The organism is Amycolatopsis sp. A133, from assembly GCF_031082405.1.
Classification (GTDB): Bacteria; Actinomycetota; Actinomycetes; order Mycobacteriales; family Pseudonocardiaceae; genus Amycolatopsis.
This window is the reverse complement of the sequence record NZ_JAVHJU010000007.1, coordinates 438,386-463,588: the sequence shown is the minus strand read 5'-3', so window position 1 is coordinate 463,588 and position 25,203 is coordinate 438,386. Positions and strand designations below refer to the sequence as shown.

At 71.9% G+C, this 25,203-nt stretch carries 28 protein-coding genes and 1 riboswitch; of the genes, 15 read left to right on the top strand and 13 right to left on the bottom strand.

Going from position 1 to position 25,203, the window contains the following annotated elements; genetic code table 11:
• Positions 1-60 precede the first annotated feature (60 nt).
• Both Q5425_RS10430 and Q5425_RS10425 read right to left on the bottom strand, forming a co-directional pair.
• On the bottom strand, positions 61-465 hold the full coding sequence (locus tag Q5425_RS10430) for a hypothetical protein (RefSeq protein WP_308671910.1): 405 nt from the start codon (positions 463-465) through the stop codon (positions 61-63).
• Positions 466-500: 35 nt separating this feature from the next.
• On the bottom strand, positions 501-1,004 hold the full coding sequence (locus tag Q5425_RS10425; RefSeq protein WP_308671909.1) for a hypothetical protein: 504 nt from the start codon (positions 1,002-1,004) through the stop codon (positions 501-503).
• 309 nt (positions 1,005-1,313) lie between these two features.
• Here Q5425_RS10425 and Q5425_RS10420 point away from each other — a divergent pair, with 309 nt between their 5' ends.
• Complete coding sequence (locus Q5425_RS10420) at positions 1,314-1,523, top strand: hypothetical protein (RefSeq protein WP_308671908.1); 210 nt, start codon at positions 1,314-1,316, stop codon at positions 1,521-1,523.
• Between the two features lie 253 nt (positions 1,524-1,776).
• Here Q5425_RS10420 and Q5425_RS10415 read toward each other — a convergent pair whose 3' ends face one another.
• Complete coding sequence (locus tag Q5425_RS10415; RefSeq protein WP_308671907.1) at positions 1,777-1,986, bottom strand: hypothetical protein; 210 nt, start codon at positions 1,984-1,986, stop codon at positions 1,777-1,779.
• Positions 1,987-2,034: 48 nt separating this feature from the next.
• Here Q5425_RS10415 and Q5425_RS10410 point away from each other — a divergent pair, with 48 nt between their 5' ends.
• The 7 genes from Q5425_RS10410 to trxA all read left to right on the top strand — a co-directional run bounded on the left by Q5425_RS10410 (position 2,035) and on the right by trxA (position 5,938).
• Positions 2,035-2,649 carry a CDP-alcohol phosphatidyltransferase family protein gene (locus Q5425_RS10410; protein ID WP_308671906.1) on the top strand — a complete coding sequence of 205 codons (615 nt, stop codon included), beginning with the start codon at positions 2,035-2,037 and terminating at the stop codon, positions 2,647-2,649.
• Positions 2,650-2,741: 92 nt separating this feature from the next.
• Entirely contained in the window at positions 2,742-3,128 is a 387-nt protein-coding gene (gcvH, locus tag Q5425_RS10405; RefSeq protein WP_308671905.1) for a glycine cleavage system protein GcvH, read from the top strand.
• A gap of 115 nt (positions 3,129-3,243) precedes the next feature.
• On the top strand, positions 3,244-3,714 hold the full coding sequence (gene garA / locus Q5425_RS10400) for a glycogen accumulation regulator GarA (protein WP_086679381.1): 471 nt from the start codon (positions 3,244-3,246) through the stop codon (positions 3,712-3,714).
• Positions 3,711-4,457 carry a MerR family transcriptional regulator gene (locus tag Q5425_RS10395; RefSeq protein WP_308671904.1) on the top strand — a complete coding sequence of 249 codons (747 nt, stop codon included), beginning with the start codon at positions 3,711-3,713 and terminating at the stop codon, positions 4,455-4,457. The genes garA and Q5425_RS10395 overlap by 4 nt, the downstream gene beginning before the upstream one ends.
• Before the next feature lie 216 nt (positions 4,458-4,673).
• Positions 4,674-5,147: a bifunctional nuclease family protein gene (locus tag Q5425_RS10390; protein ID WP_009078856.1), complete on the top strand. Its 474-nt coding sequence runs from the start codon at positions 4,674-4,676 to the stop codon at positions 5,145-5,147.
• A 42-nt stretch (positions 5,148-5,189) separates the two neighbouring features.
• Positions 5,190-5,585 (top strand): MerR family transcriptional regulator, encoded by a 396-nt coding sequence (locus Q5425_RS10385; protein WP_308671903.1) that lies wholly within the window; start codon positions 5,190-5,192, stop codon positions 5,583-5,585.
• Between the two features lie 11 nt (positions 5,586-5,596).
• On the top strand, positions 5,597-5,938 hold the full coding sequence (gene trxA, locus Q5425_RS10380; protein ID WP_308671902.1) for a thioredoxin: 342 nt from the start codon (positions 5,597-5,599) through the stop codon (positions 5,936-5,938).
• Here trxA and Q5425_RS10375 read toward each other — a convergent pair.
• Positions 5,919-6,551, bottom strand: coding sequence for a TetR/AcrR family transcriptional regulator (locus Q5425_RS10375; protein WP_396135143.1), 633 nt, complete (start codon positions 6,549-6,551; stop codon positions 5,919-5,921). The two genes, trxA and Q5425_RS10375, sit on opposite strands and share 20 nt — an antisense overlap.
• Before the next feature lie 279 nt (positions 6,552-6,830).
• On the opposite strand from Q5425_RS10375, the gene Q5425_RS10370 reads away from it, so the two are divergent.
• On the top strand, positions 6,831-7,409 hold the full coding sequence (locus tag Q5425_RS10370) for a MerR family transcriptional regulator (protein ID WP_308671901.1): 579 nt from the start codon (positions 6,831-6,833) through the stop codon (positions 7,407-7,409).
• A gap of 70 nt (positions 7,410-7,479) precedes the next feature.
• A riboswitch (glycine riboswitch) is annotated at positions 7,480-7,578 on the top strand.
• A gap of 170 nt (positions 7,579-7,748) precedes the next feature.
• Positions 7,749-10,643 carry an aminomethyl-transferring glycine dehydrogenase gene (gene gcvP, locus Q5425_RS10365; protein ID WP_308671900.1) on the top strand — a complete coding sequence of 965 codons (2,895 nt, stop codon included), beginning with the start codon at positions 7,749-7,751 and terminating at the stop codon, positions 10,641-10,643.
• On the opposite strand, the gene Q5425_RS10360 is transcribed toward gcvP, so the two are convergent.
• Positions 10,618-11,358, bottom strand: a complete 741-nt coding sequence (locus Q5425_RS10360) for a LuxR C-terminal-related transcriptional regulator (RefSeq protein ID WP_308671899.1) — start codon at positions 11,356-11,358, stop codon at positions 10,618-10,620. The two genes, gcvP and Q5425_RS10360, sit on opposite strands and share 26 nt — an antisense overlap.
• Positions 11,359-11,426: 68 nt before the next feature.
• A complete protein-coding gene (locus Q5425_RS10355; RefSeq protein WP_308671898.1) occupies positions 11,427-12,092 on the bottom strand; it encodes a hypothetical protein in 666 nt (221 codons plus the stop codon).
• Positions 12,093-12,216: 124 nt separating this feature from the next.
• Here Q5425_RS10355 and Q5425_RS10350 point away from each other — a divergent pair, with 124 nt between their 5' ends.
• Entirely contained in the window at positions 12,217-13,152 is a 936-nt protein-coding gene (locus tag Q5425_RS10350; RefSeq protein ID WP_308671897.1) for an NAD-dependent epimerase/dehydratase family protein, read from the top strand.
• Positions 13,149-15,323: a glycosyltransferase family 2 protein gene (locus Q5425_RS10345; RefSeq protein ID WP_308671896.1), complete on the top strand. Its 2,175-nt coding sequence runs from the start codon at positions 13,149-13,151 to the stop codon at positions 15,321-15,323. The genes Q5425_RS10350 and Q5425_RS10345 overlap by 4 nt, the downstream gene beginning before the upstream one ends.
• On the opposite strand, the gene Q5425_RS10340 is transcribed toward Q5425_RS10345, so the two are convergent.
• Positions 15,253-15,750 carry a GtrA family protein gene (locus tag Q5425_RS10340; RefSeq protein WP_308671895.1) on the bottom strand — a complete coding sequence of 166 codons (498 nt, stop codon included), beginning with the start codon at positions 15,748-15,750 and terminating at the stop codon, positions 15,253-15,255. The genes Q5425_RS10345 and Q5425_RS10340 overlap by 71 nt on opposite strands.
• A 139-nt stretch (positions 15,751-15,889) precedes the next feature.
• Here Q5425_RS10340 and Q5425_RS10335 point away from each other — a divergent pair, with 139 nt between their 5' ends.
• Complete coding sequence (locus tag Q5425_RS10335) at positions 15,890-17,044, top strand: NAD-dependent epimerase/dehydratase family protein (protein WP_308671894.1); 1,155 nt, start codon at positions 15,890-15,892, stop codon at positions 17,042-17,044.
• 38 nt (positions 17,045-17,082) lie between these two features.
• Here Q5425_RS10335 and Q5425_RS10330 read toward each other — a convergent pair whose 3' ends face one another.
• Positions 17,083-17,442, bottom strand: a complete 360-nt coding sequence (locus Q5425_RS10330; protein WP_308671893.1) for a nuclear transport factor 2 family protein — start codon at positions 17,440-17,442, stop codon at positions 17,083-17,085.
• Between the two features lie 168 nt (positions 17,443-17,610).
• Here Q5425_RS10330 and Q5425_RS10325 point away from each other — a divergent pair, with 168 nt between their 5' ends.
• Both Q5425_RS10325 and Q5425_RS10320 read left to right on the top strand, forming a co-directional pair.
• The gene (locus tag Q5425_RS10325) at positions 17,611-18,405 is read left to right on the top strand and encodes a helix-turn-helix transcriptional regulator (protein ID WP_308671962.1); all 795 of its coding nucleotides are present in this window, start codon (positions 17,611-17,613) and stop codon (positions 18,403-18,405) included.
• A 40-nt stretch (positions 18,406-18,445) separates the two neighbouring features.
• Positions 18,446-19,225, top strand: coding sequence for an aldo/keto reductase (locus Q5425_RS10320; protein ID WP_308671892.1), 780 nt, complete (start codon positions 18,446-18,448; stop codon positions 19,223-19,225).
• Between the two features lie 74 nt (positions 19,226-19,299).
• Here Q5425_RS10320 and Q5425_RS10315 read toward each other — a convergent pair whose 3' ends face one another.
• The 5 genes from Q5425_RS10315 to Q5425_RS10295 all read right to left on the bottom strand — a co-directional run bounded on the left by Q5425_RS10315 (position 19,300) and on the right by Q5425_RS10295 (position 25,073).
• A complete protein-coding gene (locus Q5425_RS10315) occupies positions 19,300-20,907 on the bottom strand; it encodes a hypothetical protein (protein WP_308671891.1) in 1,608 nt (535 codons plus the stop codon).
• 100 nt (positions 20,908-21,007) lie between these two features.
• Entirely contained in the window at positions 21,008-21,907 is a 900-nt protein-coding gene (locus Q5425_RS10310; RefSeq protein WP_308671890.1) for a 3-methyladenine DNA glycosylase, read from the bottom strand.
• Entirely contained in the window at positions 21,904-22,947 is a 1,044-nt protein-coding gene (locus tag Q5425_RS10305) for a hemolysin family protein (protein WP_308671889.1), read from the bottom strand. Before Q5425_RS10305 ends, Q5425_RS10310 begins: the two co-directional genes overlap by 4 nt.
• Positions 22,944-24,281 (bottom strand): hemolysin family protein, encoded by a 1,338-nt coding sequence (locus tag Q5425_RS10300; RefSeq protein ID WP_308671888.1) that lies wholly within the window; start codon positions 24,279-24,281, stop codon positions 22,944-22,946. Before Q5425_RS10300 ends, Q5425_RS10305 begins: the two co-directional genes overlap by 4 nt.
• Positions 24,282-24,491: 210 nt before the next feature.
• On the bottom strand, positions 24,492-25,073 hold the full coding sequence (locus Q5425_RS10295; RefSeq protein ID WP_308671887.1) for a helix-turn-helix domain-containing protein: 582 nt from the start codon (positions 25,071-25,073) through the stop codon (positions 24,492-24,494).
• Between the last annotated feature and the right edge of the window lie 130 nt (positions 25,074-25,203).

Genomic DNA, 25,203 nt, shown 5'->3' with positions numbered 1-25,203 from the left:
CAATGTGGCGTTCGGTGCGTCTGACGCAACCAACGCCACATTGGGGCGCTCGGGGGCCGCTCAGCTGCGGGTGCCCTCGACCTGGCGGCCGTCCTCGGTCGAGCACGCCGTCACCGGGTCGTTCGGGCCGCTGCCGCACGTCCACTCGTCGAGGGCGATCGGGCCCGGGCCGTCGGCGTCGTTCGCCTCGGCCGGGGTCAGCTTCGCGAAGTAGTCCGTCAGCAGCTTCGCCGCCGCGGCGCAGTCGACGCGGCCGTGCGCGACGACCGCCGTCTTCGCGCCGCCCGTGCCGGTGACCTCGCCGCACGGCACGCCGGGTGCCGTCGACCCGGCCGCGGCGGCCGCGGCGGGGACGGGCGCGGGACCGGCGGAGGAGGACGGCGCGGCCGGCTCCGGGCCGCCGCCGCAGCCGGCCAGCGCGGCGGTCGCGGCGACGAGCAGCAGGGGGTACGCGAGTGTCTTCATGGGCCCTTCAGGAGCGCGAGGAGATCGGAACGGACTCACTCGGACGGCACGACGGCGGCGAAGACCGTCTGCTCGCCCTTGGTGCAGGTGGTACCGCCCTGGGCGGCGGGCGGCCCGGAGGTGCACAGCCAGCCGTCGACGGTCTCGTTCACCGCGTCGTTCGAGCCGGCGCCCTGCCGCCCGGCGATCGTGCGGTGGAAGTCGCCGACGAGCTTCGTCGCCGCGACGCAGCTGACGCCGGCGGCGCCGCTGTCGAAGACGTAGAGGGTCAGCCCGCTGGCGGCGGTCACGGTGCCGCAGGACCCGGGCACCGGCGGCGGCGCCCCGGACGGCTTGGGGGGCGCGGCCGGCGCGGTCGAACCGTCCCCGGAGGCGGGCGGGGGCGGCGGGGTGCCCGTCGGCGTCGGCGCGGTGGGAGCGGCCGCCGAGGACGACGGGGCCGGGGGAGCCTGCGCGGCCGGGTCGCCGGAGCAGGCCGCGAGCGCGGGCACGGCGAGGCAGGCCACGAGCCACGTCCTCGTGGTGGTCGGGTGGGGCACCGCGATCCTTCCTCCCCGGCCGGCCGGGCGGTCGTCCTGGTCTCCGCTGATCTCCGGGGAGCGGCGCGCCCACGGGTGTGCCGGAGATTACAACAGCCGGGTGGCGGCCCGGTCCGGTGGCTGCCGGAATGGTGTCCACAATGGACGATTAACATTCCGTTCACGCTCTGAAACCTCCCGCTGCCATCAAGAACCGATCGGTCTAATTCGCGCCGCAACGGTTAACAATCCGGCCTCACACGCCGAAGATCTGGGTGGAGGCCGAAGAGTTTCCCCGTCCCGAATCCCCGTCCCGAATCCGTGAGAGCGATGAACGCCGACGCTGTGACCAGCACCGAAAACCCGTCCAGTCCGCCGACCGTCCCCTGCACCGTGGTCTGGTGCTGCGGCCGCCCGTACGTCCTCGAGGGACGCGCCGGCCGAGCCCGCTGGATGGGCACCGACTACCGCGGCCGCCCCGAGTCCCTGACCAGCGCCGAGCTGCAGCGACGCGGCTGGAGCCACCGCCGCGCGAGCTGAGAGTGCCGCCGGGCCGCGGGGGCGGCCCGGCCACCACGGTGCGCCGGGAACTCGGCGGGGCGGTTGCCGGGTGACTTCCGGCCCATGCCGCTCGAGCCGCAGCCCGGCGGGCTGACCGGGCGAAACTCCAGCTGGCCTGGCCCGGAACCCGGCCGCCCCGCTGTGGCGCTCGAGGCCCAGGTCCGCGGGCCGCAGGGGCGAGACTTCAGCCCGCCAGACGTGCGGAACCCCGCGATGCGCCGCTGCGGCCCGATCAGGTTGCCAGCAGGGCGGGCGGGCTGCCGGGGCGGGAACTGCCGCCGCCGGCCCAGCCCAGCTCGCCGCCCAGTCCAGCTCGGCCCGCCGCCAGCGCTGCCCCGCCCGCCGCCGCCAGTCCCACCCGCCGGCGCCGCCCGGCCCCGCCCGAGCCGCAGGCCCGCGGCCGGTCAGGCGACCACCGGGCGTCGGGAACCCAGCCACCCACCCCCGCACCACCGGGCGACCCACCCCCGCGCCGCTGTTTAATGGCCCCGTGAGCACAGCCGCCCCCGAACCCGCCGCTCAGGCGGGTGCCGAGCCGTCGCTGCTGCGGCAGGCCCTCAACGTCCCCAACATCCTGTCGCTGCTGCGGCTGGCCGGGGTGCCCGTCTTCCTCTGGCTGCTGCTCGGCCCCCGGGAAGACGGCTGGGCGCTCGCCCTGCTCGTCTTCAGCGCCCTGACCGACTGGCTCGACGGCAAGCTCGCCCGCTGGCTCAACCAGATGTCGCGGCTCGGGCAGCTGCTCGACCCCGCCGCCGACCGGCTCTACATCCTCGCCACCCTCGTCGCCTTCCTCGTGCGGGACATCATCCCGTGGTGGGTCGTCGTCCCGCTGATCCTGCGGGAGGCCGTGCTCGGCGTCTGCGTCGTCACCCTGCGCCGCCGGGGCTTCGCGCCGCCCGAGGTCACCTACATCGGCAAGGGTGCCACCTTCGTCCTGATGTACGCCTTCCCGTTGCTGCTGCTCGCGCAGGGTGGCTCGGACGTCGCCGCCGTGGCGAGACCGATCGGGTACGCCTTCACCATCTGGGGCGGCGTTCTCTACGTCTGGTCCGGCGTGCTCTACGTCGTCCAGGCGCGCAACGCGCTCCGCGAAGCCGGAGAGTGAGCTTTCCCCGGGTCGTGGCGGGCGGCTGCGCCGTGTGGGTGTAAGACTTCGCGCAACAGTCTGGCCAGTGAGGGCATGAAAGGGGACCGGCGGTGTCCGCTCCTGAAGAGCTTCGCTACACCGAGGAACACGAGTGGGTCGCCACCCGCGGCGAGGAGACCCTCGTGCGCGTCGGCATCACCGAGTACGCGCAGGACCAGCTCGGCGACGTCGTGTTCGTCGACCTGCCCGACGTCGGCAGGCTGGTGAGCGCGGGTGACGTCTTCGGCGAGGTCGAGTCGACCAAGAGCGTCTCCGAGCTGTTCGCGCCGGTCGACGGTGAGGTCGTCGCGGTCAACGACGCGGTCGCCGACTCGCCGGAACTGATCAACAGCGACCCCTACGGCGAGGGCTGGCTGATCGAGATCCGGCTCGACGACCCGGCGGGTCTGGAAGCCCTGCTCGAAGCCGAGGCGTACGACGCGCTGACCAAGGGCTGAAGCCCGCTCCGCCGGTTCGGGGAGCCGGGGCTCGGAGAATCGATCAGGCACGGTACGTTGGCAGCTACACGTTCTTGAGTACTAGGCATCACAGCATGTGTGGAGGAGAGCTCAGGTGAGCACGAACGACGGGCCCGGCGGCGTTCCCCCGGAGCAGTCTCCGGAGCGGACCTCTGTCTTCCGGGCCGACTTCCTGGCCGAAGCCGAAGGCCACGAGCCCGCCCCGGCCGCCGAGGCGCCGGTCCAGGGCGTCGACGCCCTGCCGCCGGGTTCGGCCCTGCTGGTCGTGAAGCGCGGGCCGAACGCGGGTTCGCGGTTCCTGCTCGACCGCGACACCACCAGCGCCGGCCGGCACCCGGACAGCGACATCTTCCTGGACGACGTCACGGTCTCCCGCCGGCACGCCGAGTTCCGGCGTGAGGGCGGCGAGTTCGTCGTCATCGACGTCGGCAGCCTCAACGGCACCTACGTCAACCGCGAGCCGGTCGACCAGGCCGTCCTCGCCGGCGGCGACGAGGTGCAGATCGGGAAGTTCCGCCTGGTCTTCCTGACCGGCCCGGGGCACGGGGGCCAGGGGGCGCAGTGACGGCGGCCGGGCGGCCACAGAACCACGGACTGAGCATCGGGGCGGTACTCGCGCAGCTGCGCGGTGACTTCCCCGATGTCACCATCTCCAAGATCCGGTTCCTCGAAGCGGAAGGCCTGGTCCAGCCGGGCCGGACGGCTTCGGGGTACCGGCAGTTCGCCGCGGCGGACGTGGAGCGCCTGAGGTTCGTCCTGGCCGCCCAGCGGGACCACTACCTCCCGTTGAAGGTCATCAAGGAACAGCTGGACGCGGCGGACTCGGGGGCCGGGCCCGCCGCGGACCTGCCCCGCCCGCCGCGCCGGCTGGTGCCGATCGACGTGCTGGCGGAGAACGTCGGCCTGCCCGTGGCGGAAGACTTCGCCGGGGGCAAGGAGCAGCGCCTGACCCAGGAGGAGCTCCTGGAGCAGGCCGGCATCGACGCGCCCGCGCTGGCCGAGCTGCAGCAGTACGGCCTGGTCCGGTCCGGTCCCGCCGGGTTCTTCGACCCGGACGCGGTGCTGGTCGCGCGGACGGTGAAGGCGCTGACCGAATTCGGGATCGAACCGAGACACCTGCGTGCTTTCCGCGCCGCCGCCGACCGCGAGGTCGGCCTGCTGGAGCAGATCGTGACGCCGGTGTACCGGCACCGCGACCCGGAGGCCAAGGCCCGGGCCGACGAGGTGGTGCGGGAGCTCGCGGCCCTGTCCGTGACCCTGCACACGCTGCTCGTCAAGGCCGGAATCCGTGGCGTTTCCGGGTGTTGATCGATAACGGGGCAGTGAGATCCTCTTTGCGGTCCCATGTCAATGACTGAATGTTCGGCACCGCATGCCGTACCGTGAAGGCACGGGTTTGCGGCAGGCGAACCGAGAGAGTCCGGACAGCGAGCACAGCGCACGGATGACGGGTAGCGTCGGGAGTATGGGCGTGAAGCCGGTTCGGCGCTGCAGCCCGTGTGCACGAGAGGGAGGCGAAGCCCGATGAGCGAAATGCGCGTCGTCGGTGTGCGGGTCGAGCTGCCCGCGAATCAGCCGATCTTGTTGCTGCGGGAGACCGAAGGTGAACGGTACCTGCCGATCTGGATCGGCTCGGTCGAAGCCACCGCCATCGCCTTGGAGCAGCAGGGGGTCCGCCCCGCCCGTCCGCTGACGCATGACCTGCTGAAAGAGGTCATCGGAGCGCTCGGCCGGGAGCTGGAGCAGGTCGTCATCACCGACCTGAAGGAAGGCACGTTCTTCGCGGAGCTCGTGTTCGACGGCGACATCCGGGTGTCCGCCCGGCCGAGCGACTCGGTCGCGCTGGCCCTGCGGATCGGGGTGCCCATCCACGCCGTCGACGCGGTGCTGGAGGAGGCCGGCCTGATCATCCCGGACGAGCAGGAGGACGAGGTCGAGAAGTTCCGCGAGTTCCTCGACTCCGTGTCGCCGGAAGACTTCCGCGGAGCAGACACCTGAGCCCTTGCCTTCACGTGGACGGCAACGTCTAGCGTCGGAGGCATGCGGATCGGAGAATTGGCGCAGCGCACGGGTGTCACCACCCGTGCGCTGCGGTTTTACGAGGACCAGGGCCTTCTGCGGGCCCGGCGCTCGGCGAACGGCTACCGCGAGTACGGCGAGGACGACCTCCAGCTGGTCAAGGAGATCCTGACCCTCCAGACGGTCGGCCTGACCCTCGAAGAGACCCGCCCGTTCGTCGACTGCCTGCGCAGCGGCCACGAGACCGGCGATTCGTGCGCGAGCTCGATCGAGGTGTACCGGCGCAAGCTCGAAGAAGCCGACGCCCTCCTCGCCCGGCTCGGTGGCATCCGCGCCGAACTGGCCGCGAAGCTCGCCGGTGCGCTCGCCCGGCAGGCGCCCGATCCGTGTGTCGTCCCCGGAGCACCCCGCCCGTGAAGGAGCCCGCCATGTCCGAAAATCCCGTTGCCGAAGTCACCGACGCGACGTTCACCGAGGTCCTCGGCAGCGACGTCCCCGTGCTGGTCGAGTTCTGGGCCACCTGGTGCGGCCCGTGCCGGATGGTCGGCCCGGTGCTGGAGCAGCTGGCCGCCGAGCGGGCGGGGGAGCTCGCCGTCCGCAAGGTGAACGCGGACGAGAACCCCGAGACCACCCGCTCCTACCGGGTCATGTCGCTGCCGACGATGATCCTCTTCTCGGGCGGCGAGCCGGTCGAGACGATCGTCGGCGCGTTCCCGAAGGCCCGCATCGAAGAGCGGCTCGACCGGGCGCTCAAGGCGCCGTCGCTTTGACGAACGTGTCCGCCACTTCGCGCCCGTACTTTTCGAGGTCCAGCGAAGGGTCGGCCGCGTAGGCCGCGGCGACGCCGTCGATGGCCTGGGCGACGGACATCGCCATCACCTCGGGCGTGAAGTCGCCGAACGCGCCCTCGGCCTGGCCCTGCTTCAGCTGGCGGGCCAGCCCGTGCACGCGCATGTCGTCGACCAGCACCTTCGTCATCACCCAGCCGTCGGCGTCGTCGGCGTTGGCGGCCAGCTCCGTCAGCGCCCGGACGCACTGGGGGTACGCGCGCAGGAACGCGACGGACGTCTCGATGTGCGCCCGCAGGTAGCCGGGCCGGTCGGCCGGGTCGAGACCGCCGCCGGTGCGTTCGGTGAGGAACTCGTTCTTCGTCTCGACGACCGTGCTGAGCACGGCCTGCATCAGGCCGGCCTTGTTCGTGAAGTGGTAGGAGATGAGCCGCGTGCTGCTGAGCCCGGCGCGCTCCTTGATCTTGGCGAAGGTGGTCCGGCGGTAGCCGAGGTCGGCCAGGACGCCGATGGTCGCGCCGATGATCTGCGCCCGGCGCGCGGCCTCGGTGACGCTGAGGCCCATCTCGGCCATGAGGTCCGTGTTTACTTGCATGAGTAAAAAGTTACACGGCTGAGTAAAAAGAGGCAAGAAGTTTGAACCACGCCGTAGGGGGTACGGCGAACGGCTCAAAGGCTCAGCCGACCGTTGAGCCTTGCCGCGCGTCGCGTTGACCGGTGTTCTCCTGGCGCTTACCGTCGGAGGAGGTAAATCGTCACGGTGTGATTCACGGTCTGGGGCCGGACCGTGGCGGTTGATCTCCGGCGGGTCCCGCTCCTGGGACTCCTCCGGCTGTCATTCGCCGGCCGCCTGGTCGGGCGAAGGGAGGCTTGCGTGGTCGAGGCTGGTTCCGAGAAGCAGCCTGTCGGGGTCGCGACTGGTGAGCAGGGGGAACTGTTCCCCGACAACTCGCTGCCCGACGAGCTGGTGGGTTACCGGGGGCCGGCGGCGTGCCAGATCGCCGGGATCACCTACCGCCAGCTCGACTACTGGGCCCGGACCAAACTGGTCGCGCCCAGCATCCGCACCGCGCACGGCTCCGGCTCGCAGCGGCTGTACTCGTTCAAGGACATCCTGGTCCTCAAGGTCGTCAAGCGGCTGCTGGACACCGGTGTCTCCCTGCAGAACATCCGGGTCGCCGTCGACCACCTGCGCGTCCGCGGCGTCCGCGACCTGGCCAGGGTGACGCTGTTCTCCGACGGCACCACCGTCTACGAGTGCACTTCGCCGGAAGAGATCGTCGATCTGCTCCAGGGCGGGCAAGGCGTCTTCGGCATCGCGGTCAGCGGCGCCATGCAGGAGATCAGCGGCACCATCCACGAGTTCCCCGCCGAACGCGCCGACGGCGGCATCGTCGAGGCGCACCAGCCGGACGAACTCACCCAGCGCCGCAACGCCCGCAAGACCGGTTGATCACCACCGCTTGATCACCACCGCTTGATCACCACCGCGGCGGGCAGAGTAAGCTGCACCGTGCGGTCGACGAATCCGCGCGGGAGAGTCCGAGCCTCATATTGAGCTCGGCGCCGAAGGAGCAAGTCCTCCCCGGAACCTCTCAGGCACCCTGGACCGCGCGGACGAGACGCCTCTGGAAAGCGGGTCGTCAGGACACCACCTGATGGCCCCGCCGACGGTGCAAGCCCGGCAAACTGCGGGCGAAACTCTCAGGCGCCCCCAGTGGGTACGGACAGAGCGGGGAGGACCAGGACGTCGCCGTCCCGGTCCACCCCCGCTGTCCCCAGGAGGCCCATCGTGGATCCGTCACTCGCCTCCCTCGAACAGGGCCTTCCCTTCGCCGACCGGCACATCGGGCCCGGTCCGGGCGAACTCCGCCACATCCTCGACGTCATCGGCGTCGCCTCCCTCGACGAACTCGCCGAACGGGCCGTCCCGGCGTCGCTGCGGGAGTCCGCGCAGCCGCTCGAACTGCCTCCGGCCGCGAGTGAGGCGCAGGCCCTCGCCGAACTCCGCGAGCTGGCCGCCCGGAACCGGCCGACCGCCGCCATGATCGGGCTCGGCTACCACGACACCGTCACCCCGCCCGTCATCCGGCGCAACGTCCTCGAGAACCCCGCCTGGTACACCGCCTACACGCCCTACCAGCCCGAAATCTCGCAAGGGCGGCTCGAAGCCCTCCTCAACTTCCAGACGATGATCGCCGACCTCACCGCGCTCCCGGTCGCCAACGCGTCCCTGCTCGACGAGGCCACCGCGGCCGCCGAGGCGATGACGCTGGTGCGCCGCGCCGGGCGCACGACGTCCAACCGGTTCGTCGTCGACGAAGACACCCTGCCCCAGACCCTCGCCGTGCTCCGCACCCGGGCCGAGCCGCTCGGCATCGAACTGGTCGTCGAGGACCTCTCGCAGGGGCTGACCGGGCTCGGGCTCGGCGGCGACTTCTTCGGCGTGCTCCTGTCCTGCCCCGGCGCGTCCGGCGCGGTACGCGAGCTCGACCACACCATCGCCGACGCCAAGAAGCACGGCGCGGCCGTCATCGTCGCCGCGGACCCGCTCGCCCTGACCCTGCTGCGCCCGCCGGGCGAGCTCGGTGCCGACGTCGCCGTCGGCTCGACACAGCGGTTCGGCGTCCCGCTCGGCTTCGGCGGCCCGCACGCCGCGTACCTGGCGGTGCGCGAAGGCCTGGAGCGGCAGCTGCCCGGCCGGCTGGTCGGCGTCTCGAAGGACGCCGACGGCCTGCCCGCGTACCGGCTCGCCCTGCAGACCCGCGAGCAGCACATCCGCCGGGAGAAGGCGACCTCGAACATCTGCACGGCGCAGGTCCTCCTGGCGGTCATGGCGTCGATGTACGCGGTCCACCACGGCCCCGACGGGCTGCGGGCGATCGCGCTGCGGGCGCACCGGATGGCCACCGTGCTGGCCGCCGGCCTCGCCGAAGGCGGCGTCGACGTCGTGCACGGCGAATTCTTCGACACGGTCGCCGCGGCGGTGCCCGGCCGGGCGGACACGGTCGTCGCGGCGGCCCGCGACCTCGGCATCTCCCTGCGCCGGATCGACGACGACCACGTCGGCATCGCCTGCGACGAAACCACGACCCGCGAACGGCTCACCGGCGTGTGGAAGGCCTTCGGCGTGTCGGTGTCCGATGTGGACGGATTGGACGCCGACACCGCGGACGCGCTCCCGGCCCCGCTGCGGCGGACGAGCGGATTCCTGACCCACCCCGTGTTCCACGCGCACCGCTCGGAGACGGCGATGCTGCGCTACCTGCGGCAGCTGGCCGAAAAGGACATCGCCCTCGACCGCAGCATGATCCCGCTGGGCTCGTGCACCATGAAGCTCAACGCCACCGCCGAGATGGAGCCGGTCACCTGGCCGGAGTTCGCCGGGCTGCACCCCTTCGCACCGGCCGAAGACGCCGCCGGGCTCCTGGACGTGGCCGCCGACCTGAGCGCCTGGCTCGCCCGGATCACCGGCTACGACGCGGTTTCCCTGCAACCCAACGCCGGCAGCCAGGGCGAGTTCGCGGGCCTGCTCGCCATCCGCGCCTACCACCGCTCCCGCGGCGAGCACGCGCGTGACGTCTGCCTGATCCCGGCGAGCGCACACGGCACCAACGCGGCGAGCGCGGTGATGGCGGGCATGCGGGTGGTCGTGGTCCGCTGCGACGCGAGCGGCAACATCGACCTCGCGCACCTGAAGTCCACTGTGGATGCCCACCGCGCCGACCTGGCCGCGATCATGCTCACCTACCCGTCGACGCACGGCGTCTACGAAGACACCGTCGGCGAGGTGTGCGCGGCGGTGCACGACGCGGGCGGGCAGGTGTACGTCGACGGCGCCAACCTGAACGCCCTCATCGGCGTCGCCCAGTACGGCCGCTTCGGCGCCGACGTCTCCCACCTCAACCTGCACAAGACGTTCTGCATCCCGCACGGCGGCGGCGGGCCCGGCGTCGGCCCGATCGGCGTCCGCGCGCACCTGGCGCCGTTCCTGCCGAACCACCCGCTGCAGCCGGCGGCCGGTCCCGCCACCGGCGTCGGCCCGGTCAGCGCGGCGCCGTGGGGCAGCGCGTCGATCCTGCCGATCTCGTGGGCCTACGTCCGGATGATGGGGGCCGCGGGGCTGCGCCGGGCCACCCTCGTCGCGGTGGCCACCGCCAACTACGTCGCCCGCCGCCTCGGCGGCCACTACCCGGTGCTGTACGCCGGGCACGAAGGTCTGGTGGCGCACGAATGCATCCTCGACCTCCGGCCGCTGACGAAGGCCACCGGCGTCACGGTCGACGACGTCGCGAAGCGGCTGGCGGACTACGGCCTGCACGCGCCCACGATGTCGTTCCCCGTCGCGGGCACGCTGATGGTGGAGCCGACGGAAAGCGAAGACCTCGCCGAACTCGACCGCTTCTGCGCCGCGATGATCGCGATCCGCGGCGAGATCGACCGCGTCGCGGCGGGGGAGTGGCCCCTCGAAGACTCGCCGCTGCGGCAGGCACCGCACACCGCGCGGTGCCTCGCCGGCGACTGGGACCGGCCGTACAGCCGCGAAACCGCGGTGTTCCCGGCCGGGAACACCGCGGCGAAGATCTGGCCCCCGGTCCGGCGGATCGACGGCGCGGCGGGTGACCGGAACCTGGTCTGCTCCTGCCCGCCCCCGGAGGCGTTCACGGATTCCCCGCCCCGCGGGTGAGGCGGACCATCAGCTCGGCGCGGCTGCTCAGGTCCAGCTTCCGGTAGATCTGCTGGAGGTGCTTCTGCACCGTCCGCGGGCTGATCCCCAGGTGCCGGGCGACCTCCCGGTCGGTCGCCGCCCGCGCCACGGCCGCGGCCACCTGGCGTTCCCGCGCGGTCAGCACTTCGAGGGCCACCCCGGTGACCGGCCGGACCGGCGGGTGCTCCTCGCGGGCGAACGCCTGGGCCACGTGCGGTGCGAGCAGGTCGACCAGCTCGCGGTCCCGCGCGGAAAAGCCGGGCCGGGAGCGGTTGAGCGTCAGGATCCGCCCGTGGCGGTCGTCGGCCTGGACGACGCACAGCAGCTGGTCGGCCGTGCCCCGCGGCCGGTAGAAGTCCGTGTACAGCGGCAGGGCACGCAGCGTGCGCAGGTCCGCCAGGTCGCTCAGCGCGGCCGACCTCCCCAGCGGCAGCCGTCCGCTCCGGTGGGCGGCGAACGCCGGGTGCTGGTGGGCCTGCGCGCGGAACTCCGGGTGGCGCAGCAGGTTCTGCTCCGGACGGTCGATCACCGTGCCGGTCAGCCGCCGGGTCGTGTGCTCGGTGCTCGTGCACGCGACGACGTCGCAGCCGACGAGCCGCCCCAGCGCGGCCAGGCCGGCGGCCGGGCCTGCCTTCAGGTCGTGCACGACGTCGAGGGCGCGGTGCAGGCACCGCGCCGTCAGCTCACTGTTCACTCCGCGTCCCCCTCGGCTCTCCTGGTCGGAAAAGACCCAGGGGAGCCGAGGGAGATACAAAACGGGTGTTACCCGGCGATCCGGACGTTCAGCGTCGTGTTCGGCCCGGCGCTCACCATCGACTGCGCGATGCTGCTGATCCCCGCCGGGGCGCTGTAGGAGTTGTTGTTGCTGTCGTCCTCGTCGTCGGTGCGGAAGAAGCCCGACGAGTCCACCCCGGAGAACACCAGGTAGCCGAAGCCGAGGTTCGGGAACGCCGTCGTCGTGGCCACCCCCGGCGCGAAGAGGCAGAACCGCAGCAGCGTGTTGCTGTCGCTCACGTTCGGGAAGATGTTGCCCGAGAACGAGTTGTTGTTGCTGTCGTCTTCGTTGTCGAACCGCCGGGAGAACTCCTGCGAGCCGTTCGGGCAGTTCGCGCCGAGCTTCAGGACCGCGTAGGGCCGGAACGAGCCGGACTGCACGACCCCGCGGAACGCGGCGCCGTTCACGCGGCAGTAGAACATCTCGGTGTTGCTGGTGCTGCTGACGGCGCCGATGAACCCGCCGCGCGAGTTCGTGTTGCCGGAGTCCTCGTCGTCCATCCGGATCACGATGGCCTCGGTCCCGGCGGGGCACGACCGGCTCGCCGGGATGACCCCGACGTCGGTCGTGGCCGCCTGGGCCGCACCCGGGGCCGCGAGGACCCCGGCGAGCGAAGCGAGCAGCAGCGCCGGCACGGTGAAGAGTCGTTTCATGTCTGGCTTCCTCCCCATTGCTGTGTGACCGCTCAAGGACACCAAGCCGGCGGGGGCCGCGGCCATCCGCAGTTCTGCGTACGCGCACTGCGGGCGCACAGGAGCTCCGGGTAGGTTGACGCCCATGGCGAGTGGGCGCGGTCCTGATCGGACGTCCGTGGTCGTGACCGGCGGCAGCGGCTTCATCGGCCAGGCCGTCGTGCGCGCCCTGCGCGACCGGGGCGTCCCGGTCACCGTCGTGGACCGGGTCCCGTTCCCCGGGGACCTCGGCGGAGTGCGCGTGGTCACCGGGGACCTCCGCGAGGCGGGCGTCCGCGCGGAAGCCGTGACGCGCGAGACGGCGGGCATCGTCCACCTCGCCGCCCTGACGTCGGTGCTGAAGTCGGTCGAGCTGCCCGAAGACACCTTCGCCGACAACGTCCTGGTCACCCAGGAACTGCTGGAGCTCGCCCGGCGCCACGAGGTGCCCACGTTCCTGCTCGCCTCGACCAACGCGGTGATCGGCAACGTCGGCACCGCCACCATCACCCCGGATCTGCCGCTGCGCCCGCTGACGCCCTACGGCGCCACCAAAGCGGCGTGCGAAATGCTGCTGTCGGGCTACGCCGGCGCGTACGGCATGACGACGTGTTCGTTGCGGTTCACCAACGTCTACGGCCCGGGAATGTCCCACAAGGACAGTTTCGTGCCGCGGATGATGCGGGCCGCGCTGACCGGCGGCGGGGTCAAGGTCTACGGCGACGGCCGTCAGCGCCGCGACCTCGTGCACGTCGACGACGTCGTCCGCGCGGTCCTGCTGGCCCTCGGCCGCGGCTACTCCGGCCGCGCGATCGTCGGCGCCGGGCGTTCGGTGTCCGTGCTGGAGCTGGTCGAGGCCGTCCGCGAGGTGACCGGCGCCGAGCTGCCGGTCGAGCACGTCGAGGCCCCGGCCGGGGAGATGCCCGCGGTCGTCGTCGACGTCTCGGCGAGTGCGGAGACCATCGGCTACCGGCCGGAGGTCTCGCTGACCGACGGCCTGGCGACGGCGTGGAAGTACTTTTCCGGCCTCGCGACACCATGAAGGTGTTCTTACGCCGCCACTGGCTGCTCCTGCTGCTGCTCGTCCCGGCGATCACGCTCCGGGTGCTGACCTGGCTGGCCTACCGGCCCGCGCTGCTGTTCATCGACTCCTTCCGCTACCTCGACAACCTGCACGCCCTGCGCGCGGACCAGCTCGACCCGATCGGCTACGACCTGGTCCTGCGGCCGCTTCTCGGGGTCGGCGGGCTGGCCTGGGTCGCCGCGGTCCAGCACGTCGGCGGGGTGCTCATCGCGATCGGCGCTTACGGGCTGGTCCTGCGCCTCGGTGGCCGCCCGTGGGTCGGCGCGCTCGCCGCGGCCCCGGTGCTGCTCGACGCCTACCAGCTGCAGATCGAACAGAACATCATGTCCGAAGTGACGTTCGAGGCCGTGCTCCTCGGGCTCCTCTGGCTCCTGCTCGGCCGGGGCACCCCCGGCTGGAAGCGCGCCGGGGCCGCGGGACTGCTGCTCGGGTTCGGCGTGCTGACGCGGCTGATCGGGATCTCCCTCGCCCTCCCGCTGCTGGTCTGCCTGGTCGTGGCCGGGGGAGCGTGGCGGCAGTGGGCGGGGTGGCGCCGGGCCGGCGTCGGTCTCCTGGGCCTGCTCGCCGTCCTGGTGCCGTACTCGGCGCGGGTGCATTCGGAGACCGGGAAGTGGGGCCTGAGCGGGCCTTCGGGGAACATGCTCTACGGCCGCACCGCCGCCGTCGCCGACTGTGCGAACCTCCACCTCGACCCGGAGCTGCGGGTGTTCTGCCCGGCCGAGCCGCGCGAGACGCGGCTCGTCGACAACTACACCCACGCCGACCTCGACCCGAACTGGCCGGGCCCGCTGCCACCCGGCGCGGACAAGGCCGCGCTGGCGCACGAGTTCGCGCTCGACGTCCTGAAGGAGCAGCCCGGCGACGTCGCCGAAGCGATCCTGGACGACTTCGCCAAGAGCTTCGCCTGGACGCGCGAGCAGGACCCCACCGACGTCGCCCTGGACCGGTGGCAGTTCCAGCCGAGCTACCCGCAATGGGCCGACCAATCGCTGATCGATCTGGTCACGCTGCAGAACGACGGTGTCGTCGCGAGCGTCGACCGGCCCCTGGCCAAGATCCTCCGCGACTACCAGCTCGGCGGCGGGTACGTCCCGGGCGCGGTGCTCGGCATCGGCGCCCTCTTCGGCCTCCTGACGGTGTTCCGGCGCAAGAAGCCCCTGGACCGGGCCCAGGCCGGGGCGCTGCTGGCGGCGTCCAGCGGGCTGCTGCTGCTGTTCGCCTCGGCGGTGTTCCAGTTCTCCTGGCGCTACCAGATCCCGGCGCTCGTGCTGCTGCCGATCGCCGGGGCCCTCGGCTTCACGACGCTGACGTCGGCGAGCCGGAAGCGGCTCGCCGCCTTCCCCGACGACGTCGACTCCGGCGCCCTCGACGACTTCCGCGGCCGCCACCCGGACCTGGCCCTCGCTCCGCTGACCGTGGTCATCGCCGCCTACAACGAAGCCGGCGGCATCGGCGAAGTCCTGGAGAAGATGCCGGACGAGTGCCTCGGCCTGCCGGTGGACGTCCTCGTCGTCGTCGACGGCGGAACCGACGACACCGCGGCGATCGCCGCGGCACACGGCGCGTACGTCTGCGTCGCGCCCCGGAACCGCGGCCAAGGCGCCGCGCTGCGGCTGGGCTACCACCTCGCGGCCGGGTCGGGCGCGGAGTACGTCGTGACGACCGACGCCGACGGCCAGTACGACAACAGCGAGCTCGAAGCGCTCGTCCGCCCGATCGCCGAGGGCACCGCCGACTTCGTCACCGGGTCCCGCCGGCTCGGGCACGAGGAGGCCGACAGCCGCGTCCGGTGGCTCGGCGTGCGGGTGTTCGCCGTGCTGGCGTCGGTGCTGACCGGGCGGCGGATCACCGACACGTCGTTCGGCTTCCGCGCGATGCGGGCGGAGCTGGCCTGCTCGATCCCGCTGCGCGAGCCGCAGTACCAGTCCTCGGAGCTGCTGCTCGGCGTCACCGCGCGCGGCGCCCGGGTCGTCGAGCTGCCGATGAGCATGCGGCTGCGCAAGGCGGGCAAGAGCAAGAAGGGCGGCAGCCTCGTCTACGGCGCCAACTACGCCCGCGTCATGACCGGGACGTGGTGGCGGGGGTACGTCCTGCGCCGCGGCCGAACACGAGCCGGTCGAGCAGGGTGAACTTGACGACGAACACCAGCGCGTAGCTCGCGGTGTACGCCCCGTCGACCAGCACGACCCACCAGAAGTGCGGCAGGTCCGCCCGGGTCAGCAGCGAGCCCGCGAGGGTCGTCAGGCCGATCGACGCCAGCCCGCCGAGCCCGACCACCGCGAGGTAGGGCAGCAGCTCGCCCCGGACGCGCGGCCGTCCGGTGCGGCCCCACACCCAGCGCCGCGTGACCAGGAAGTTCAGCACCGCCCCGGCCGCCCAGGCCAGCGTGCTCGCCAGGGCCGCGGCGCCGCCGGTGGCGAGGACCAGCAGCAGGACGACCTGGCTGAGGACCGTGGCCGCGACGGACGTCGTCGCGGCGCGGGCCAGGCGGGCCCAGCCGCGACGGCGCGTCTTCTCCGCTCTGCGGGGCCGCACGCCGTTGGTTACGGTCGTCATGCCCCCATCCTCCCCGCGGGCCGGCCGCGCCGCCGTCCGGCCCCCTCACGCATAGGAGATTCACAGGTCATTGCCAGGTCTTCATCAGCACGTGATCTATAGCGTTCGTGTGGCGTAAACGAGCAGGAAAGGCGGCACAATGCGGGTGCTGGTTCTCGGCGGTGACGGATATCTGGGCTGGCCGACCGCGTTGCACTTATCGGACAAAGGCCACGAGGTGGCCGTGTTCGACAATTTCGCGCGGCGGGGGTACGACGCCGAACTCGGAGTCGAGAGCCTGGTCCCGATCGCCTCGCTGGCGGACCGGATCGCGACCTGGCGGGAGGTCTCCGGCCGGACGATCACCAGCTACGAAGGCGACCTCCTCGACGCGGAGTTCCTGTTCGCGGCGGTGCGTGACTTCGCGCCGGACACGATCGTCCACTACGCCGAGCAGCGGTCGGCCCCGTACTCCATGATCGACCGCGAACACGCGGTGTACACCCAGCACAACAACGTGGTCGGGACGCTGAACCTGCTGTACGCGATCGCGGAGACCGACCCGGCGATCCACCTGGTCAAACTGGGCACGATGGGCGAGTACGGCACGCCGAACATCGACATCGAAGAAGGCTGGCTGGAGCTGGAGCACAACGGGCGCCGAGACCGGGTGCTGTTCCCGAAACGGCCGGGTTCCTTCTACCACCTGACCAAGGTCCACGATTCGCACAACATCGAATTCACGTGCCGCGCCTGGGGACTGCGCGCCACGGACCTCAACCAGGGTGTCGTGTACGGCCAGCAGACGCCGCAGACCGCGCTCGACCCGCGCCTGGCGACCCGCTTCGACTACGACGCGGTGTTCGGCACGGTGCTCAACCGGTTCGTCATCCAGGCCGTCTTGGGCCAGCCGCTGACCGTGTACGGCCAGGGCACCCAGACCCGGGGCCTGATCGACATCCGCGACACCGTGGAGTGCATCCGCCTCGCCGTCGAGCACCCGGCCGAGCCGGGCGAGTTCCGCGTCTTCAACCAGATGACCGAGAGTTTGTCCGTGGCCGGCATCGCCGAACTCGTCGCCGACCGGTTCCCCGGCCCGGTGCAGATCGAGCACCTGGAGAACCCGCGCACCGAGGCGCCGGAGCACTACTACAACGTGAAGCACACCGGGCTGGTCGGGCTCGGGCTCGAGCCGCACCTGCTCTCGGACACGCTGATCGAGTCGATGTTCGACATCGTCGGCGCCAACAAGCACCGGGTGAACCCGGAGAAGCTGCGCCCGACCGTGCGCTGGCGGGGCGCGCTCAAGGCCTAGCGGGGGCGGGCTCCCGCCGTCCGGGAGCCCGCACGCGCTCAGCCGGGCAGCTTGTCGAGGAAGCCGTGCACGTTCGCGATCTTCCCGTCTTCGAGCTCCACGACGTCGAAGCCGATGGCGACCGGCTCGGCACCGGGGGTGCCGAGGTACCACTGGAACCGGGCGAGGTGGTGGTGGGTGTCCGGGTCGGCGGGCAGGCTGAAGGTGAGCCCGCCGAACTGGGCTTGCGCACCGGCGACGAACTGGTCGATCCCGTCGTGCCCGCGGACGGCGCCGAGCGGATCGGTGTAGCCGGCGCCGGCGGTGAAGACGTCGGCGACGAGGGCCCGGCGCTTGCCGGCGTCGGTCTCGTTCCAGACGGCGATGTACTGCTCGACGAGGGTACGCACGTCGGTCACAGGTGGTTCCTTTCGTTGGGGGACAACGGGTTCGTCGTCCCGGCGCTGGAACCCACCCTGGCGGCGCGCCGGCGTCGCGTCGATTACGCGCGAGGTAATGCGGGGGCATTACCTCCGAAGTAATGGCAGCGGTTCAGTGTTCGCCGTAGCGTCGCCGAAGTGACGACCATGGTGCAGGCACGGCAGCGGCCCGTCGGTGAACTGCTGAGGGAATGGCGCGACCGGCGCCGGATCAGCCAGCTCGACCTGGCGATCTCGGCGGACGTCTCCACCCGCCACCTCAGCTTCGTGGAAACCGGCCGGTCCAAGCCGAGCCGGGACATGGTGCTGCGGCTCGGCGAACACCTCGACGTCCCGCTGCGGGAACGCAACCGGCTGCTGCTCGCCGCCGGCTACGCGCCCGCCTACACCGAGAACGCGCTCGCGGACCCGGAGCTCTCTGCCGTCCGCCAGGCCGTCCGGCAGCTGCTCGCCGGGCACGAGCCGTACCCGGCCGCCGTCGTCGACCGGAACTGGGACCTCGTCGACGCCAACTCCAGCATCACGTTGTTCGTGGCCGGGATCGCCCCCGAGCTCACCACCAACGTGCTGCGCGCGACCCTGCACCCCGCCGGTATGGCCCCGCACATCCGCAACCTGGGGGAGTGGCGCGCCCACCTGCTCGGCCGGCTGCGGCGCCAGGTGGCCCAGACCGCGGACGCCGGGCTCGCCGAGCTCCTCGACGAGCTGCGCGGGTACCCGTGCGACCAGCCGGTGCCCGAGGTGGAGGTCCCCGGGCCGGGCGACATCTTCGTGCCCCTCGAGTTCCGCCACGAGGGCACCGACCTGACGTTCTTCAGCACGGTGGCCACGTTCGGCACCCCGCTGGACGTCACCGTGGCGGAGCTGGTGATCGAGTCGTTCTTCCCGGCCGACCCGGCAACGGCGGCATATCTGCGCGAGCGGGCCGCCCGGGTGGGATGATGGGGGTCCGCGCAGCATCCGAAGTGAGGATCACCGGTTGATGGCCGTCCCGCCTTCGCTCGCCCTGTCCGACGGAGTCCGCATCCCCCAGCTGCTGTTCGGCGTCGCCGGCCTGTCGCCGTCCGAAACCGGCCGGGCCGTCCGCATCGCCCTCGACACCGGCTACCGCGGCATCGACACCACGCCGGGCACCGAGACGGCGGTGGGCGCCGTGCTCGCCGCGGCGGAGGTCCCCCGCGAGGAGCTGTTCGTCGGCGTGCACGTGCCCGCCCAGGGCTACGACACCGCCCGCCGGGCCGTCGACGGCGCGCTGGCGGCGCTGCAGGTCGAGCGGGTCGACCTGGTCCTGCTGGACGGCACGAACGGCGCGTTCACCGACACGTGGCGGGCGCTGAGCCGGCTGCGCGCCGACGGCCGGGCCCGCTCGATCGGCGTCGCCGGCTTCGGTGTCTCCGAGCTGCGCCGGCTGATCGACGCGACCGGCGCGGTGCCCGCGATCAACCAGGTCGAGCTGCACCCGTGGCTGCAGCAGCTCCCGCTGCGCGAGTTCCACGGCGAGCGCGGCATCCTGACGGCGGCGGCCAGCCCGGCCGCGAACGCCGCGCTGCTGTCGGACGAGACGGTCACCGCGCTCGCCGCCAAGTACGGCAAGACCCCGGCGCAGATCGTGCTCCGCTGGCACCTGCAGAACGACACGGTCGCGGTGGCGGCCTCGGCCACCACGACCCGGATCCGCGAGAACTTCGGGATCTTCGACTTCGAGCTGGCCGACGACGACGTCTCGGTGGTGGCCGAGCTCGACAACGGCACGCGCGTCTAGGCGGGCGTGAGCGGAAACCGCGTCGGCAGAGGCGGCAACAGCGGCTCGGTCCAGCTCGGCAACGGCACGCGCGTCTAGGCGGACTTGATCCCCGCCGCGGCGAAGTCGGCCTGCTGGGCGGGCTGCTCCAGGTACTCGCGGAACGTCTGGGCGGCCCGCAGCACGGTGTCGTCGATGCCCGGGCCGGCCAGCCCGATGAACGGGTAGTCCGCCGAGCGCGCGTTGGCCACCGACTGCGCGGCCGAGCCGATCATCTCGGGCTTCTTCGTGGTCAGCTCGCTGACCCAGTACGACGATTCGGGCAGCCAGGCGGCCGGGAGCCCGCCGATGGAGTCCAGGTTGGCCCGGCCGACCAGCGCGTCGAGCACCTGCGCCGAGGGCTTGGCTTCGATCATGATGTGCACGCACTGGCCGTGGACGACAGTGGCGGCCTGGTTCCACCGCTCGGCCGCGGCGGTGACCGGCTTCTGCACGCTCGGGGTGACGACGACCCGCATGTGCGAGGTGCCCCCGTCACAACTGGCGGCCTGCGCCTCGGCCCGGCTGTTCAGCTCGTTGTCGGCCCAGTTCCAGCCGACGACCCCGAGCCCGATGAGGACGGCGAGGACCAGGCAGGCGATCGGCCAGGTCGCGATCCGCCGGCGCGGGGCTTTTTTCCCGACGATGCGGTGCGAGCCGGTGACGTCGCTCTTCCCGACGATCCGGTGCGAACCGGTGCCCTCGCTGCGCCCGGCCGGGGCCGGCCCGGTGCTGTCGCTGCGGCCGGCGCGGTCGGGTCCGGTGCCGGGATCGCTGCGTTCGGCGCTCCGTCCCCGGCGACGGGACGAGCCGGTGTCGTCGCTCCGGTCGAGGGTGCGGGCCGTGGCGGCGACGTCGTCGGGGAGCTCGACCGCGAGGTCGTCCGGCCGGGTGATGACCTCGGTGCGCTCGGCGGCGGATTCGGGGTGGGGGTCGCCGGCGGGCTTGCCCTTGCGGCGCGAGCGGGGGGCGGCGGGAGCTTCCGCGGTGACCGGGTGGACGCCGGAGGCTTCGCCCCGGCGGGACTTGCGGGTGGCGACGGGGCGGGCACCGGTCGCTTCGGTGCGGCTCGCGGCCGGGTACGAACCGGAAGCATCGCCGACGCGGGTGGAGAAGACCGTGGTGGTTTCGGTGCTGGCCGCCGGGTGGCCGGGGGCTTCGCCGCGGCGGGGAGCGCGGGTGGCGGTGGCTTCGGCGCGGCTCGCCGCCGGGTACGAACCTTCCCCGCGCCGAGGGGCGTGGGTCAGGGTCGATTCGCTGCCGGTCGCGACCGGAGGGGGACCGGCAGCCTCTCCGCGGCGGGGAGCACGGGTGGCCGTGGTCTCGCCGCCCGGGGTGATCGGGTACGAACCTGAGGCTTCGCCGCGGCGAGTGGCCGGGTACGCACCCGAAGCCTCGCCTCGCCGGGCCGGGTGGGTGCCGCTGGGCTCGGGCGCGAACCCGGGTGCCTCGGCCCCCTCCGTGAAGAACGCCGAACCGGATGACTCGCTGGGGATGCGGGTGGCGCCCGTGGCGCGGCCGGCGATCCCGAAGGCGTCGGAGATGGAACTGCGGCCCGGGGTGCGGAAGGCGCCGGAGGCTTCACTGCGGCCCTCGGCGGGCACACGCGGCGTGCGGTCCTGAGGGTGCGGCACCGGCTCCTCGTCCCGGTAGTGTCGCCCCATCGTCATCCTTTCGGGGGTGAGCGCATGCCAAGCACGCGCTGCGATGCAATCAAACCGTTATCACCCTAACAGGTGAGTATCGGAGAGAGAATAATCTGACTCACAGTTGCCCGTGCTCAGGGTCGGCTGCGCTGACCAGGCGATGGCAATGCGCAATCAGGCGATGACGCAGCGGCGCCGCCCGGCGGGCGAACTCCCCTTGGAACCGGGCGTATTCGGCCCGTCCGGCCGCGGTTTCGATCGGCACCGGCGGGTAGCCGAGCGCGGCGAGGTCGTACGGGCTCGCCCGCATGTCGAGCGTCCGGATCTCGACCGCCAGCTCGAAGCAGTCCGCCACGAGCTCGGCGGGCACGAACGGGTCGAGCTTGTACGCCCATTTGAACAGATCCATGTTCGCGTGCAGGCACCCCGGCTGCTCGAGGGCGATCTGCGTCTCGCGAGCCGGCGTCAGCTCGTTCCGCGGCCGCGCCGCGGCCGTGAAGAAGCGGAACGCGTCGAAGTGCCCGCACCGGATGTCCAGGGCTTCGACGACCGCGTCGGTGCCCGCCGACCCCAGCCGCAGCGGCACCTGGTCGTGCCGCACCGAGTCCGCCGGCTCGCGGTAGACCATCGCCCACTCGTGCAGCCCGAAGCAGCTCAGCCGGGGCGCGCGTGCCGCCGTCGCGGTCAGCAGCTTCAGGACGAACTCGGCCGTGCGCACCTTGCCCGCGCCGAAGCCGGCCGGATCCAGCAGGACGCCCTCCGGCGTCGAGACGTAACCCTTGCGGTCCAGGAAGCGCCGCGCCGCGGGCCCGGCGAGCGCGACGCCGGGCCCGGGCTGCCACCGCTCGAGGTGCGACGGCCGGTACGAGTAGTAGGTGAACAGGAAGTCCAGCACCGGGTGCTTCTCGCCCCGCGACCGCCGCTGCTGGTGCGGGCCGGTCCACCGCCGCATCCGCGAGACGTGCGCCGCCTCCCGCGCCAGCCAGTCCGGTTCGGCCAGCACCTCGACGCCGGTCATGCGCCGACGTGGGTGCCGTCGCGCACCGTGCCCACGTACTCCTCGACCAGGTCCTCCAGCGCGACGACGCCGACGGCGTTGCCGCTCGCGTCGAGCGCCCGCGCGAGGTGGCTGCGCTCCTTGCGCATGGCCGAAAGCGCGACGTCGAGCCGGGCGTCGGCGCGCAGCTCGGTGAGGGGCCGCGTCTTCGAGTCGGGCACGGTCGTCCGCGGGTCCTGCCCAGCCAGCTCGAGGATGTCCTTGACGTGGATGTAGCCGGTCAGGCGCCCGTCGTCGGTGCACACCGGGAACCGCGAGAACCCCGTGGAGGAGACGGCCTTCTCGACCTCGCCGACGGTCGGCCCGCAGGGGAGCGTGGTCAGCTCCGCGGTGGGCACCAGCACGTCGGCGACCGTCTTCTGCACCGACGACAGCGTCTGGGCGAGCCGCTGGTGCTCGGACTGGTCGAGCAGGCCCTCCCGGCGCGACTCGCTGAGCAGCTCGGCCAGCTCGTCGGACGTGTAGGCCGTCTCCAGCTCGTCCTTCGGCTCGACGCGGAACGCGCGCAGCAGCGAGTTCGCCACGAAGTTCAGCAGCCAGATGAACGGGTTGGCCAGCTTCACCCACGCGACGTGCACCGGCACCAGCCACAGCGCGAGCCGCTCGGGCTCGGCGATGGCGAGGTTCTTCGGCACCATCTCGCCGATCAGGACGTGCGCCACGGTGATGAACGCCAGCGCGATGGCGAAGGAGATGGGGTGCAGCAGCGCCTCGGGCAGGCCCAGCAGGTCGAAGGCGGCCGACAGCCGGTGCGCGATGGCGGGCTCGCCGACGCGGCCGAGCAGCAGCGAGCAGATGGTGATGCCCAGCTGCGCGCCGGCGAGCATCAGCGACACGTGCTTGCTCGCGTTGATGACGATCTTCGCGCGCGTCTTGCCCTGTTCCAGCAGCGCCTCGAGCCTGTCCCGCCGAGAGGAGATCAGCGTGAACTCCGCGCCGACGAAGAAGGCGTTGGTCAGCAGCAGGACCACGACCAGGGCGATGTTCAGCCAGTCGGTCACGAGACCACCTCCGCGTCCGCGCCGACCCGGACCGGGGCGACCTCGACCTCGGCGATCCGGCGCTTGTCCATCGTGGTCACGGTGAGCAGCCAGCCGTCGACCTCGGTGGCGTCCCCCTCGGCGGGGATCTTGCCCAGCCGCTCGAGGATCAGCCCGGCGATGGTCTCGTAGTCACCGTCCGGCATCCGGAACCCGGTGACGTCGGTGACCTCGTCGGCGCGCAGCTGCCCGGAGACCAGCCAGCTGTCCGTGCCGACCTGCTGCGACGCCGGGGCCTCGCGCTCGTCGTGCTCGTCGCGGACGTCGCCGATGATCTCCTCGACGACGTCCTCCAGGGTCACCAGCCCGGCCGTGCCGCCGTACTCGTCGACGACGATGGCCAGCTGGAAGCGGGAGTCGCGCAGGCGCAGCAGCAGGTCGTCGCCGGGGAGCGACTCCGGCACGGTCGGCACCGGCCGCATGACCGAGCCGATCGGCACGGCGGCCCGGTCCGCGGCGGGCACGGCGAAGGCCTGCTTCACGTGCACGGCGCCGCGGACGTCGTCGAGGTCCTCGGCGTGCACCGGGAACCGCGAGAACCCGGTGCGGCGGGAGATCTCGATGAGGTCTTCCACGGTGTCGTCGACGGCCAGGGATTCGAGCTGCACGCGCGGGGTCATCAGCTCTTCCGCGGTGCGCTCGCCGAACCGCAGCGAGCGGTCGAGCAGCTCGGCGGTGGACGTGTCGAGCGTGCCGCTCTCGGCGCTGGACCGCACGATCGAGCCCAGTTCCTGCGGCGAACGGGCGGACCGCAGTTCTTCCTGCGGCTCGACGCCGAACTTGCGCACGAGGAAGTTCGCGCTGTTGTTCATCAGCGTGATGAGCCAGCGGAACAGCGAAGAGAACCGCGAGTGGTAACCGGCGACCGCGCGCGCGGTCGGCAGCGGCCGGGCGATCGCGAGGTTCTTCGGCACCATCTCACCGAGGATCATCGACAGCGAGGTGGCGATGATCAGGGCGAGCGCGATCGACGCGCCCGCGGCGAACCCGGCAGGCAGCCCGATGCCGGTGAGCAGCGGCCGGACGAGCTCGCCGATCAGCGGCTCGGCCAGGTACCCGGTGATCAGCGTGGTCAGGGTGATGGCGACCTGGGCACCGGAGAGCTGGAACGACAGCGTCCGGTGGGCCTTCTGGACGGTCACCGCGCGGCGGTCGCCGACTTGGCGGACGTTGGCGTCGACGGTGCTGCGCTCGAGCGCGGTCAGCGAGAACTCGGCCGCGACGGCGAGCCCGGTGCCGACCGTCAGCAGCACGAAGAGGAGGACGCCGAGCACGGCGAAGAGGATCTGCATCATTCCGCGGCCGCCTCGGCGGCGGGGGATGAACCTATCGGACAGCCGGGTCGGTCACCCGGCCCGGTACTGTCACCGGGTGACTGCGCTGCGCGCACGAAACGGTCACTCCTAGATGTGAATCGGCGTGTACTGCGGATATGCGGACAATCCTAACGTGTCCCCGGTGCTCGCCGCTGGCGCAGCCGGTGTGTCGCCGAGCTCATCCGCGGATCAGGCGGTGCCGGGCCGGTGGCGCCGCACGGTCTCCTCGACGAGGTCGAGCACCGGCCCCAGCCCGGCGGCGGGCAGGCCCATCGCCAGGTGCGACACCAGTCCCTCGAGAACCAGCTCGAGGAAGGCGGTGAGGACGTCGACGTCGACGTCGTCGCGCAGGTTCCCGGCCTCCCGCTGGCGCAGCAGGCGCAGCCGGGTGGCGGTGGTGAGCTGCTCGGACCGCTCGGCCCAGCGGCCCCGGAACTCGGGGTCGGTGCGCAGCCGCCGGGAGACCTCCAGGCGCGTCCCGAGCCAGTCGGCGGGGTGGTCACCCCCGGCGAGCAGGTCGCGCATGACCTGCACGAGCCCCTGTTCGGCGACGACGTCGGCCATCCGCAGGGCATCGTCCTCGGCAAGGGCGAGGAAGAGCGACTCCTTGTCGCGGAAGTGGTGGAAGATGGCCCCGCGCGAGAGGCCGGTGGCTTCCTCCAGCCGCCGGACTGTGGCACCTTCATAGCCGTAGCGCGCGAAGCAGACGCGCGAGCCGTCGAGGATCTGGCGCCGGCGTGCGTCGAGGTGATCCTGGCTTACGCGTGGCATCCTGAAATCCTGGCACCGGGGACCGGCTTCTCGCAATCCGTACGTACGTACTGTGACCCGGAGTGCCCGGGAACCGATCCGGTGACCCTGCCGTCTGAACGTTGCGGCGATTCGCTGACACGAAGTGAGA

Bases quoted from the DNA above. Each gene is read 5' to 3' on its own strand.
- Q5425_RS10430 (WP_308671910.1), bottom strand. From the start codon at position 465: ATGAAGACACTCGCGTACCCCCTGCTGCTCGTCGCCGCGACCGCCGCG.
- Q5425_RS10420 (WP_308671908.1), top strand. From the start codon at position 1,314: ATGAACGCCGACGCTGTGACCAGCACCGAAAACCCGTCCAGTCCGCCG.
- Q5425_RS10390 (WP_009078856.1), top strand. From the start codon at position 4,674: ATGAGCGAAATGCGCGTCGTCGGTGTGCGGGTCGAGCTGCCCGCGAAT.
- Q5425_RS10385 (WP_308671903.1), top strand. From the start codon at position 5,190: ATGCGGATCGGAGAATTGGCGCAGCGCACGGGTGTCACCACCCGTGCG.
- trxA (WP_308671902.1), top strand. From the start codon at position 5,597: ATGTCCGAAAATCCCGTTGCCGAAGTCACCGACGCGACGTTCACCGAG.
- Q5425_RS10375 (WP_396135143.1), bottom strand. From the start codon at position 6,551: ATGCAAGTAAACACGGACCTCATGGCCGAGATGGGCCTCAGCGTCACC.
- Q5425_RS10355 (WP_308671898.1), bottom strand. From the start codon at position 12,092: ATGAAACGACTCTTCACCGTGCCGGCGCTGCTGCTCGCTTCGCTCGCC.
- Q5425_RS10350 (WP_308671897.1), top strand. From the start codon at position 12,217: ATGGCGAGTGGGCGCGGTCCTGATCGGACGTCCGTGGTCGTGACCGGC.
- Q5425_RS10345 (WP_308671896.1), top strand. From the start codon at position 13,149: ATGAAGGTGTTCTTACGCCGCCACTGGCTGCTCCTGCTGCTGCTCGTC.
- Q5425_RS10340 (WP_308671895.1), bottom strand. From the start codon at position 15,750: ATGACGACCGTAACCAACGGCGTGCGGCCCCGCAGAGCGGAGAAGACG.
- Q5425_RS10335 (WP_308671894.1), top strand. From the start codon at position 15,890: ATGCGGGTGCTGGTTCTCGGCGGTGACGGATATCTGGGCTGGCCGACC.
- Q5425_RS10325 (WP_308671962.1), top strand. From the start codon at position 17,611: ATGGTGCAGGCACGGCAGCGGCCCGTCGGTGAACTGCTGAGGGAATGG.
- Q5425_RS10320 (WP_308671892.1), top strand. From the start codon at position 18,446: ATGGCCGTCCCGCCTTCGCTCGCCCTGTCCGACGGAGTCCGCATCCCC.
- Q5425_RS10315 (WP_308671891.1), bottom strand. From the start codon at position 20,907: ATGGGGCGACACTACCGGGACGAGGAGCCGGTGCCGCACCCTCAGGAC.
- Q5425_RS10310 (WP_308671890.1), bottom strand. From the start codon at position 21,907: ATGACCGGCGTCGAGGTGCTGGCCGAACCGGACTGGCTGGCGCGGGAG.
- Q5425_RS10300 (WP_308671888.1), bottom strand. From the start codon at position 24,281: ATGATGCAGATCCTCTTCGCCGTGCTCGGCGTCCTCCTCTTCGTGCTG.
- Q5425_RS10295 (WP_308671887.1), bottom strand. From the start codon at position 25,073: ATGCCACGCGTAAGCCAGGATCACCTCGACGCACGCCGGCGCCAGATC.